This window comes from Rhizobium chutanense (assembly GCF_002531935.1).
Lineage (GTDB): Bacteria > Pseudomonadota > Alphaproteobacteria > Rhizobiales > Rhizobiaceae > Rhizobium > Rhizobium chutanense.
Map to the genome: position 1 here is coordinate 97,771 of NZ_NWSV01000023.1, position 11,053 is coordinate 108,823.

At 58.5% G+C, this 11,053-nt stretch carries 13 protein-coding genes; 8 read left to right on the forward strand and 5 right to left on the reverse strand.

Features of this window, described 5'->3' with window-relative positions; genetic code table 11:
- Positions 1-3: 3 nt before the first annotated feature.
- Complete coding sequence (locus CO666_RS25645; RefSeq protein ID WP_097542423.1) at positions 4-2,208, forward strand: amylo-alpha-1,6-glucosidase; 2,205 nt, start codon at positions 4-6, stop codon at positions 2,206-2,208.
- Positions 2,209-2,248: 40 nt separating this feature from the next.
- On the opposite strand, the gene CO666_RS25650 is transcribed toward CO666_RS25645, so the two are convergent.
- Positions 2,249-2,473 carry a hypothetical protein gene (locus CO666_RS25650; protein ID WP_028756281.1) on the reverse strand — a complete coding sequence of 75 codons (225 nt, stop codon included), beginning with the start codon at positions 2,471-2,473 and terminating at the stop codon, positions 2,249-2,251.
- 217 nt (positions 2,474-2,690) lie between these two features.
- Here CO666_RS25650 and CO666_RS25655 point away from each other — a divergent pair, with 217 nt between their 5' ends.
- The 6 genes from CO666_RS25655 to gatC all read left to right on the forward strand — a co-directional run bounded on the left by CO666_RS25655 (position 2,691) and on the right by gatC (position 7,169).
- A complete protein-coding gene (locus CO666_RS25655) occupies positions 2,691-3,164 on the forward strand; it encodes an Hsp20 family protein (protein WP_028756366.1) in 474 nt (157 codons plus the stop codon).
- 93 nt (positions 3,165-3,257) lie between these two features.
- Positions 3,258-3,767, forward strand: coding sequence for an Hsp20/alpha crystallin family protein (locus tag CO666_RS25660; protein ID WP_097542422.1), 510 nt, complete (start codon positions 3,258-3,260; stop codon positions 3,765-3,767).
- Positions 3,768-3,938: 171 nt separating this feature from the next.
- Positions 3,939-4,592, forward strand: coding sequence for an NADH dehydrogenase ubiquinone Fe-S protein 4 (locus CO666_RS25665; protein WP_245436863.1), 654 nt, complete (start codon positions 3,939-3,941; stop codon positions 4,590-4,592).
- A gap of 318 nt (positions 4,593-4,910) precedes the next feature.
- Positions 4,911-5,276: an SPW repeat protein gene (locus CO666_RS25675; protein WP_097542420.1), complete on the forward strand. Its 366-nt coding sequence runs from the start codon at positions 4,911-4,913 to the stop codon at positions 5,274-5,276.
- A gap of 114 nt (positions 5,277-5,390) precedes the next feature.
- On the forward strand, positions 5,391-6,776 hold the full coding sequence (locus tag CO666_RS25680) for a DegQ family serine endoprotease (protein WP_097614859.1): 1,386 nt from the start codon (positions 5,391-5,393) through the stop codon (positions 6,774-6,776).
- A 105-nt stretch (positions 6,777-6,881) separates the two neighbouring features.
- Positions 6,882-7,169 (forward strand): Asp-tRNA(Asn)/Glu-tRNA(Gln) amidotransferase subunit GatC, encoded by a 288-nt coding sequence (gatC, locus tag CO666_RS25685; RefSeq protein WP_097542418.1) that lies wholly within the window; start codon positions 6,882-6,884, stop codon positions 7,167-7,169.
- A gap of 89 nt (positions 7,170-7,258) precedes the next feature.
- Here the strand turns inward: gatC and CO666_RS25690 are convergent, their stop codons facing one another.
- Entirely contained in the window at positions 7,259-7,480 is a 222-nt protein-coding gene (locus CO666_RS25690) for a helix-turn-helix domain-containing protein (RefSeq protein ID WP_097542417.1), read from the reverse strand.
- 191 nt (positions 7,481-7,671) lie between these two features.
- Here CO666_RS25690 and CO666_RS25695 point away from each other — a divergent pair, with 191 nt between their 5' ends.
- Positions 7,672-7,995, forward strand: coding sequence for a transcriptional repressor TraM (locus tag CO666_RS25695; protein WP_097614866.1), 324 nt, complete (start codon positions 7,672-7,674; stop codon positions 7,993-7,995).
- A 3-nt stretch (positions 7,996-7,998) separates the two neighbouring features.
- On the opposite strand, the gene CO666_RS25700 is transcribed toward CO666_RS25695, so the two are convergent.
- The 3 genes from CO666_RS25700 to trbI form a co-directional block, all read right to left on the reverse strand.
- Positions 7,999-8,673 carry an autoinducer binding domain-containing protein gene (locus CO666_RS25700; RefSeq protein WP_425352434.1) on the reverse strand — a complete coding sequence of 225 codons (675 nt, stop codon included), beginning with the start codon at positions 8,671-8,673 and terminating at the stop codon, positions 7,999-8,001.
- A 136-nt stretch (positions 8,674-8,809) separates the two neighbouring features.
- Positions 8,810-9,550, reverse strand: coding sequence for a helix-turn-helix transcriptional regulator (locus CO666_RS25705; RefSeq protein ID WP_097614861.1), 741 nt, complete (start codon positions 9,548-9,550; stop codon positions 8,810-8,812).
- A 183-nt stretch (positions 9,551-9,733) separates the two neighbouring features.
- Complete coding sequence (gene trbI / locus CO666_RS25710) at positions 9,734-11,029, reverse strand: IncP-type conjugal transfer protein TrbI (RefSeq protein ID WP_097614862.1); 1,296 nt, start codon at positions 11,027-11,029, stop codon at positions 9,734-9,736.
- Between the last annotated feature and the right edge of the window lie 24 nt (positions 11,030-11,053).

Here is an 11,053-nt window from a genome sequence, read left to right on the forward strand (position 1 = left end):
GCAATGTCTTCTATAGACAGCAGCCCAGTGCCAGCATCGTCCGGCCCGATGGCAACGGTCGAGAAATTTTTCATTCCGGCTACCTCATCACTGCAGGAGCGCCGGCCGCTCACTCTAAAGCACGGCGATACTTTCGCCGTCTTTGATCACAATGGCGATGCAGTTTCGGGACCAGACAGCCCGGAAGGCCTGTTTCATCGCGATACCCGATATCTCTCGCATCTCAGCCTGACGATCAACGGCAAGCCCCCAATGCTGCTGTCGTCGATACTGCGCGATGACAACGCGACGCTCACCTGCGACCTCACCAATCCCGACCTCTTCGACGACAAGGGTCGGCTTGTCCTCGGCCACGACGTCATCCACCTGCGCAGGTCTCGCTTCCTCTGGAATGCTCAGTGCTACGAGCGACTGTCGATAAGGAATTTTGATGACCGCCCGCGGCCCATTCGTATCGAGATCACTTTCGGAGCGGATTTCGCCGATCTCTTCGAAGTTCGCGGAACCGTAAGGGCAAAAAGAGGGCGCCATCTTTCTCCTGTCGTTGAGCAGGATTGTGTCTTTCTCTCCTATATCGGCCTCGACAACCAAAATCGATCAACGCAACTTTCCTTCGATCCGAAGCCGACCGAACTCACCACCGGCCATGTCACTTATGATCTCCAGCTGGCGCCGCACGAGAGCCGGTCTCTGTTCATAGAAATCGGCTGTGACCAGAAGGAGACTCGAAAACCCGGCCATCGTTCGTTCTTCCTTGCGCTGCGGGATTCGCGCAGAGCCCTGCGCGCCTCTTCGTCGCGCGCCGCCTCGATCACAACGTCGAACGAAATCTTCAACGAAGTCGCCCAACGCAGCATCTCCGATCTCTACATGCTGATGACCGACAAGCCAGAAGGCCCCTATCCCTACGCCGGGATTCCCTGGTTCAGCACAGTCTTCGGGCGCGATGCTCTGATTACGGCGCTGGAGACGCTCTGGCTCGATCCGGAGATCGCACGCGGAGTTCTTGGCCACTTGGCAACCAACCAGGCAACGGAGATCGATCCAGTCGCAGATGCGGAACCCGGCAAGATCCTGCACGAGGTGCGCTGTGGCGAAATGGCCGAGCTCGGCGAGGTTCCTTTTCGCCGCTATTACGGCAGCATCGATTCGACGCCGTTGTTCGTGATGTTGGCCGGTGAATATCTCGGGCGAACCGGTGATTTTGCGACCATCGACCGTCTCCTGCCGCATATCGAAGCCGCACTGACATGGATTGATGACCATGGCGATCGCGACGGCGACGGCTTCGTCGAATATGGGCGACAGACGGAAGAAGGGTTGGTCAACCAGGCATGGAAGGACAGCCACGACTCCATTTTCCACGCGGACGGGACGCTCGCCAAGGGTCCGATCGCGATCGCCGAAGTTCAGGCCTACGTCTATGGCGCGTGGCAGGCGGCGGCCGAGATCTTTCAGCGCCTCGGCCGGCCGGAACGGGCCGCCGGCTTCTTAGCGCGTGCGGAGGGGCTGCGTCGCACCTTTGATACGAGCTTCTTCGACGAGGAACTTGGCACCTACGTGCTGGCGCTCGATGGCGACAAGCGACCCTGCAGGGTCCGCTCCTCCAATGCCGGCCATGCCCTGTTCACCGGCATCGCCTATCCCGAACGGGCCAGACAGCTCACCCTCACTTTGATGAGTGCCTCGTCCTTCTGTGGCTGGGGCATCCGCACCATTGCCTCCACAGAGGCGCTCTACAATCCCATGAGCTATCACAACGGCTCGATCTGGCCGCACGACAACGCCCTGATCGCCAGGGGGCTTGCTCGCTATGGCTATCGCGCGGAAGCCGCGCGGATCTTTGAGGGACTCTTTGCCGCTTCGACCTATATCGAATTGCGGCGGCTTCCCGAACTTTTCTGCGGCCTGCCGCGCAGGCGCGCGCAGGGACCGACCTTCTATCCGGTCGCCTGCTCGCCGCAGGCATGGGCGGCGGCAACGCCTTTGTCGTTATTGCAGTCGTGTCTCGGTCTTGAGTTCGATCCGAACGCCTTGCAGATCAGCTTGAACGAGCCGCGCCTTCCGAGCTTCCTCGATGAGGTCACGTTGCGACACCTGTTAATCGGCAATGGTTCGGCAGACATCGCCATTCGACGTTCCGGACTCAATGTCGTTGTGGACGTGATCGATCGCAAGGGCAACATCCGCGTGCTCGCGACGGCATGACCGGTTGCGTCGATCGCGCCCGGAGCAGCGGCCAGTGATGTCATCTATCCTGCTCTTCCTCCTCGGCGGAAAGCAGATCAACGAGCGCGGCAACCCTGCCTGTCGGCAGACGGCGACCTTCGCCCATCAAGGCTTCGTCGTTGTTGGCCCACGCAAATGCCTCGGCAAGTTCAGTCTTGGTCGCACCTGTCGCGATGACCTCAGCCACCAGCGTTTCGTCGGCAGGCCCAAGCACGGCGATGACGTCGTCTGCGGTCATTATCATAGCAACTTTCTCCTCTCTCCCGCTCGGCCCAGATATGGTGGCGCCTCGGAAAATTTTCAATTTTTTCCACCGAGAAGTTCCACTCCCCTTGAAATTCTAAGACACTGAATTATATCGATATTAGTCGATTGCCCAATGGGGATTGACACAGGTCCAGGAGACGCCGTTGCTCTTGGCGTCTCCTTGTATCCATGTTGCTTATAAGGAGGATATGGCTATGAGGACAAACCTCGATTTCTCACCCCTGTTCCGATCGAGCATAGGCTTCGACCGGATGTTCAACGCGCTCGAGGCTGCAAGCCGCGCCGAGACGAGCGACAGTTGGCCGCCTTACGATATCGTCAAAGCTGGCGAGAATGATTACCGCATTGTCATGGCACTGGCGGGCTTCTCACAGGACGAGCTGGCGATGACTCAAGAGCAGAACATGCTCATCGTCTCGGGACAGAAGGCGAGCGACGATGACCTCCAATATCTGCACCGCGGCATCGCCAGCGGCTCGTTCCAGCGTCGCTTCGAACTAGCCGACCATGTCAGGGTCGTGAGTGCGGGTTTCGTCAACGGTCTGCTGACCGTCGATCTCAAGCGCGAAATCCCTGAAGAGATGAAGCCGCGCCAGATCGAGATCCGAACCGGCCAGATGCCGAAGGCCGAGACCAAGCAGATCGAGGGCAAGCAGCAGGCGGCTTAAGCCTTCCCCAGCAGACCGCAAGCAAGGCGCCGGGCATGGTCCGGCGCCGGCAGCAAAGTTTCGCCAAGCGAACTAACAGAAAGGAGAAGAAACATGAGTGTTCGTGATCTGATTCCCTGGGGCCGCAACAATGGCAACCAGGTTTCAAGTCTCTTGCGCGATGACGACCGTGATCCCTTCCTGTCGCTTCATCGTGAGGTGAACCGTCTGTTCGATGATGTCTTCCGCGGCTTTGGCTCCGGCCTGCCGTCCTTCGGCAACGCCTCCTCCCTCGGGGGTGGATGGCCAAGCGTCGAGATCTCCGACACCGACAAGGAGATCAAGGTGACGGCCGAAGTCCCCGGTCTTGAGGAGAAGGACATCGAGGTCCTGCTCAATGATGGCGTGCTGACGCTGAAGGGCGAAAAGCACTCCGAGAGCGAGGATAAGGATCGCCGGTTTTCCGAGCGCTACTACGGCCGCTTCGAGCGCCGCATCCCGTTCGGTGTCAAGGTCAAGGAAGACCAGGTCGACGCCACCTTCAAGAACGGAATACTGACGATCACCTTGCCGAAGACCGAGGAGGCGCAGTCGCAGGTCAAGCGCATCGCCATCAAGAGTTGATCGAGACGAACGCGCGGCGGCCAAGTGGCGGCCGCCGCGCATCCTTCTCCAACATGGGGAGGACAAATGATGGAGACTGGCAGACACTCAGATAACGAGAGAATAGTAACGGCTCCCGGTTTGCGCGTCTTAAACGACAACCGGTGGAGCCATCCTTGTTTCGGGCACTCATTGTTTCCCGAGAATGCCGTTGCCCAAATTTTTAAACCGTCGCGCTCGGTGACAACATCAGGGACCGCGCGGACGAAGGGCTGGCGTCTTGTTTTCAACCGCCGTAGCGCGCCATTCATCGAACCCTTGATGGGCTACACGGGAAGTGCCGACGCGCTCACCCAGGTGGAATTGAAATTCCCCACGCTCGAATCCGCCATCCGCTATGCCGAGCGTCAGGGGCTTAGCTACGTGGCGCAACGCCGGCCACGCAAAGCGGCTGCACAGGCAAAGCAAGGCGTCGGCCAGCGGTCGCACCAACCGTCTGATGCCTTCGCGGATGCGACACTGGAGCGGCTTGGCCTTGCCGCGCTTCAGCAAAACTACAGGCGAGCGCTGGATGGGGCGTTGAACCGAGACGATGCTTCCGGCCCGGCGACATGGCCATCTCCGATGGGTGTCGCACTTGACCCGACACTGTCGATTGAAGCGAAGCGTTCGATCCTGATGAACTGGGCCTGGACCGAATATCAGGTCGATCAGGCGCCCATCGGAGGCATCTCGGAGAACAACCAGCGCTCGCGTCTTCATGAGGTTGAGCGGGCGCTGCTCTCGCTCGAGCGAGAGGTCGAGAGCAGGCGGGACCATGGAATGGTCGATCGAAATGTCGCGTGAGGTGCGCCTATGGACCCACATGTCGTCTTCGATTGCCAGAATATCCTGCCCAACAAGTTCGCCCTGGCTGTTGCGGCAGCCGCGCGCTGCCCCGCCCTCAACCGTGGTGGGAAGCCAAGGCTTGATCTGCGGGACACAAATGGGAGCAAACTTGCCCTCCAGGAGTGCCCGGACCGGCACCAGTGCCTACCGGATTCCAGTTCCACGATAACCGGGTTTCGCGGCGACGGCGATCCAAATGCTGCCGCCGCCCCCGTCTCCTGCTTGCAGGAGACGGACCTATGATGATGCAACCAACCGAGAAGGAGTAAATGAAAGATGATGAAGTCCCTATCTTCGAACAACCGGACGGCTTTCGATATCGTCAATATCGTTGCCGGTCTCGGTCTTTTGATCACGCCCTGGCTCTTCGGTTTCGCCGCTGAGACCTATGCCGCCTGGAATGCGTGGATTGTCGGTGCGGCTATCGCCGTGGTCGCCGTCGCGGCTCTCTATGCCTTTTATGAGGCAGAGGAGTGGATCAACTTGGTGCTTGGTATATGGGCCGTGGTCGCTCCATGGATCCTCGGCTTCTCTGCCGTGACACCAGCCATGTGGGCGCACGTGATTGCCGGCCTTGTCGTCGCGGTCCTCGCCGCAGGCAACATCTGGTTCAGCCATAACCATCCGTTGTCAACCGTGTAACCGAGTGAGAACGGGTCCGGGCCCCCGGGCCCCCGGGCCCCCGGGCCCGTTCCTCTGCTCCCTTCCTGCGTTACGCCTGAAGAGAAGAAAATCATCAGACTCAAGGAGCAACCGATGTCCGATCCCGCCCCGAGGTTTCGCACGATAGCCGCGTCCGCAGCGATTGCCGCCTGCGCCATTCTGTTCACCGTCGCACCGGTCTTTGCGCAGACGCTCGCACCAGCTGCTTCGTCCGTGAACCTGCCGACACTTGCGCCGATGCTTGAGCGAGTCACGCCGGCCGTCGTCAATATTGCGGTGGTTTCGCGGTCGCCGACCAATAACAATCCGCTTTACAACGACCCCTATTTCCGACGGTACTTCAATCTGCCTGAGCAACAACCGCAGGCTCGGATGAGCGCCGGCTCTGGCGTCATCGTCGATGCTGCCAATGGCTATGTGCTGACGAATCACCACGTCGTCAATGGTGGCTCGGAGATCTCCGTCACGTTGAAAGATGGTCGGCAGCTGCGTGCTAAACTGATCGGCAGCGACAAGGAGACCGACATTGCCCTGCTGCAGATCGACGCGAAGAACCTCACGGCGATCCAGATCGGAGACTCCGATGCTCTCAAGGTCGGTGATTATGTCGTCGCCATCGGCAACCCGTTCGGGCTCGGCCAGACGGTCACCTCAGGCATTGTCAGTGCGCTCGGACGCAGCGGGCTCAATATCGAAGGCTATGAAGACTTCATCCAAACCGATGCCTCGATCAATCCCGGCAATTCAGGTGGAGCGCTGGTGACGCTCGACGGCAAGCTGATCGGGGTCAATACCGCAATCCTCAGCCCGGCCGGTGCGAATGTGGGTATCGGCTTTGCGGTACCGAGCAGCATCGCGGCGTCCGTAATGAACCAGTTGACCGCTCACGGCGAGGTGCAGCGTGGCAGGCTGGGCATCGGTATCCAGGATCTTACGCCGGATCTGGCAGAAGCCCTCAATCTCGGCGGCCTTCGCGGCGCGCTCGTCGCCAATGTTGAACCCGGTTCGGCGGCCGATCGGACTGGAGTGAAGACAGGCGACGTGGTGACTGCCTTTGATGGACGCCCCGTGCGCGGCGCCACTGACCTCAGGAACCGCATCGGTCTGACGCCCGCAGGCAGCAAGATCAGGCTGACCGTCAAGCGCGGTGATGACCAGCGGGAAATTGAGGTACCCATAGAAAGCGAGGATCGCGCCTCCGGGGACTTCTCCGCCACACCGCTCGACGGCGCCAAACTGCGGAATGCCTCAGCTGCTGAATCTGGGGTAGCTGGTGTTTCCGGCGTCGTCATCGAGAGCGTGGACGCTGGCAGCGTCGCTGACCGCGCCGGCCTTCGCGCCGGGGATGTGGTCGTTGCGGTCAACAGAATCCCGGTCACTTCTGTCGCCGAGTTGCGCCGTGCCATCAGCAAAAAGACAGCTATAGCCACCCTTGAGCTGTTCCGTGACGGGGCTCGCTTTCTGTTGGTCATCAGGTAATCCGGGCACAGGACCGCGACAGCCTGCAGTCAGTGTTAGCGGCAGAAGGCATAGATCGGCAAATCGTTGCGCAAGCGACGGAAGCCATCAAATAGGACGCACACTATGTCGATAGATATCGCGACCGTTAGGCGTATTGCCCGCCTTGCCCGTCTCGCACTCAGCGCGGACGAGGCTGAAAAAATGTGCGGCGAACTGGACGAAATTCTGGCCTTCATCGAGCAACTTTTGGAGGTTGATGTCCAAGGCATCCTTCCGATGACCTCGGTTATGCCAACAACGATGAAAATGCGCCAGGACGTCGTGACCGAAGGCAATCACGCCGAAGAGATTGTGGCAAATGCGCCGCTCAGTGAACGCAACTTTTTCCTGGTCCCAAAGATTCTCGAGTAAGCAGGGACTCGGGCCTCGGAGCATTTGGCGGCCACGGCAGGTGTCAGCTCGCGCCGCGCGTAGACGTGCTCTCGAATTCATGGAGCGTATTACTGGTGATGCTCGTCGGGAGCCACAAGTTCAACGTGACTGACACCGAGTGCTTGCGCCAACTCATAGAGGGTAATCACTGTCGGGTTTCGTCGCCCACGCTCCAAGCCGCTAAGATACTGCTGGCTGTAGCCAGATCGCAATTCCACGTCCTCCTGCGTCAGGCCTTTTTCCCGACGTAGGCGCGCAAAATTGCGACCGACCAGTTTCCGCATGTCCATGCGCGGAAGATCGCGGTTTACATACTTTAAGTTTATCAACTATAGTATGTAATTGGAACTTACACCGATTTCCGACGCACGATCCACCGTTGAAGGAGGGGCATTGGTGGAAGACGGGCCGTGCACTTATGGCCTAAACTCTATAATGCGGACGAAGGGCTTGGCGAAAAAATGAACTCATGGAGGATCGGATGAAGGATCTGAACTCATCCGAAGCGAACGACGAAAGAAACGACGGCGGATCTCGCTACGGCTCAATGCAAAAGTCAGAATTAGAGGCTCTGGCGGTCGCTGCAATCCGCGAGCACCGCCATCTTATTGCCGCAGATGAGGCTGTCTATGAGGAATGGACTCGCGCGAGCGCCGATCCGTCGGTTTCTGCCGCCGTATTCAATAGCCTGCAGGATGAGTATGTCGCGCGTCAGAAAAAATCGGAAGCCCAGCAGGAGGTGCTGTCGGTAATCATCGATGCGCTCGGCTACGTCCCTGAAGTTCCCCCAGGTGGCGAAGACTGACGCTCACACCAGACCGTGGTCTTTAGCGATCGCAACGAGTTGCGGAACGGTTGCCGCTTCGAGCTTTTCGCGCGCTTTATCGAGGTAGTGCTGCACTGTCCTTGGATTGATCCCCGTCAACATTGCGGTTTCCGGGGCGCTTTTGCCCTTTGCCGCCCACATGAGGCACATTGCTTCTCTTGGTGAAAGCAACCGCTTCGGAGCGACAATCGTCGTCGCTGCGATGATCTTCAGGCGGTAATGGATCGTCAGAACCGCCCGGATCGCTTGTTGCGCATCCTGCAGTTTTGAAACGTCAGCCGTCTGCGCAGAGGACGCAAACGTCAGCATCATCGTCGACCCGAAACTTCCTTCGACGGGTATCGTCACCCCACTGCGAATGCCGTGATCGATCGCCTGGTCCCGAAAGCGCCTGAGTTCAGAGGTTCCACGGGCCGGCCAATCGTCGGCCGTCCAGGAAAAAATTTCCATGCGACGCTTGGCTTCCGTGACGACCGGATCGATGCGGGAATATTGGTTGCCGAGGTAAATGTCCTGCCATTCCTCGGGATAGGAATTGAATGCACGGACTTCAGCGCCTTCAGTTTGCAGGTACGCGAATCGCTCGAAACCATAAGCGTTCGCGAAGCTTTTCAGGGCACTCTTGATCATACGCTCATCGCGTGCAGCCTCTATCATATCAATCAAATTTCTTAGTGCGTCATTCAATGCCACTCTCCAAATGTCCGGCGCGCAAGGCAGCTACAGGCTCCCTTGTCGCGTCGTTGGAAAATGCAGCGGGATTGCGAGGAGATAAATCCCCCAAACCGATACCCTAGTTTGGGTTACCCACATGCGGAGTGATAAGGTTCAGGTGTACCGCATGGGCAATTGCGGCCGATAGCGTGGGGCAACCCAGCTTGTATCGTGCTGATTTCAGATATCCACGCGCCGTGTGCTCGGACAGTCCTAGGATTCCAGCAATGTCCTTGCTGTCTTTGCCGCGCGAGGCCCAGTGAAGGCACTCGACCTCCCTGGTTCCGAGCGCCGGCACCGGATCGTTTTCCCCGTGCAGTTCGAACACCGCTTTCCGGTGCAGAAGAAAACCCAGCTCGATCCACTCAGGTCGGAACCGCCGTTCTATCGCTGTCCATTCTTCATCACTTATCTGCGAATTGATCGAAAGAAGCGACCGGCGGGATTTATCAACGATCGGTATCGAGACGCCGTTGCCTCCGATACCGTGCATCTCTGCATCCACCATGAATTGATGTGCACTGTCAGGGATGTCAATCTCACGCCAATCGAATGGCAGCTGACGAGAAAAGCCCTCTCGAACAATCGGGTCGACATTGATGTAGTCGTTCAGAAGGTATCGCGAAACCCAGCTATCAGGGTACGTGGTTCTGACGAACGGGGCATCGACGCTATCGACAATGGTCCTTGCGAGATGAAACGTGACGAAATCCACGGGATAGTGCTGTTGGAACTCGTCCAATGCGACGGCTACTGTCGTTGCATTTTTCACTGCGGTGGAGGCCTTAAGATAGCTCGGCGAATATTGATTTTCCTGCATGCTTCTTTCTCTGCAACAATAACTTTCGTTGAAGGGTGCTCACATAAAATCGTCTAGCCCGGCCTGAATTGCAACCCAAGAAGGCCTACTTGGAGTCATATCTCCTATACACGCTACCTATGGATGTGTTTTTCGCGCAAGTGACGGCTGCTGCCGAGTCCCCAAAATGACCGACAAAGACCGTCACTGCCGGTAGGTCGACGGGAAAATTATGTCCTGATCGACCAGCACATTGAATTTGTAGCCGGGCCGGATGCGAACCGTCGGCTGAACGTTCAGGTTCTTCGAGATCGTCTCTTCCGCTACCCGGCCGAATGATTCGGCAAAATTCCGTCGTGCTGCATCCGAGGCGCTATCCTGCGTCGCGAGCGTCGAACTCTCGGGCATCGACATCTCGATCCCGGTCCCGATGATTGCCACCAGCGCCGCCGAACCGAAAGTCCTCCATAGATGCCGGTCGACCTTATCCTTGAAGCCCCCATATCCTTCGGCGTCCGTGCCTGCCATGCCGCCGATCTGTAGGGTCGACCCATTCGGGAAAATGAGGTCCGTCCAGACGACGAGAACCCGTTCCTGGCCGAAGGACACCTTGGAATCGTAGCGACCGAACAGCTTGGCGCCCTGCGGAATAAGGAGGCGGTAGCCGGTCGCGCTGTCGTAGACATTCTGGCTGACCTGAGCGGTAATGCGCCCCGGCAGGTCCGAATTAAGGCCGGTGATCAATGTCGCCGGGATGACCGAACCGCGCTTCAATTCGTAGGGCGACATCTGCGGCACGACCTGGTTTGGCAGGTAGCCGAGATCCTTGATGTCCTGATTGAAGAAATCCTCCTTTGACGTCTGTCCGTTCTGATCGACGTTCTGGCCCATCAGGCCGGATTTCATTGCGGCGGCATAAAGGTCTGAGGCACTGTTCACGGCTGCATTTGTCGGCTGGCGGCCGTTGTCATTGTTGGAGGTTGTGGCCTTCTCGACATCTCCGATATCTACCTTCAGCGGCGAATCGAGCGCGGTAGCGCGGGCCTGCAGACGCGCCATCCGTTGGCGTTGCGCTTCCCGAATGTATTGCTCGTCCTGCTCCCGCTTCAGCCTCGCCTTCCACTCTTCTTCCGACTCGAGCCGTTGTCGCCGGTCTTGTCGTTCCACTGGTTGGCGCTCGACGACGGGTTCCTGCTTTTCCTTTTTTTCCACGAAGACGGGTGTCGGCTGAAACACCTCCTGCTTCTCCGGATCGCCGATGATGCCGTCGCTTACGCCCCGTTTGAGCTGGTCGCCGAAGCTGGTCGCAGGGGTGTTGGAAGCCCCCTCGATGTCGCCGCGATGGAAGGACAGCCCGCGCAGCGACAGACCGATCACGACGACGCCGACGAACAGCACGATGACGATGATGGCGATGATGATCGGCAGGCGGTTGAGCCGGCGCATGCCATTTTGATCGTCGGCCTGACTGGACGTGCCAAGTTGGAGCGACTGGACCATATTGCTCTCCGTCAGTTGCGCTGC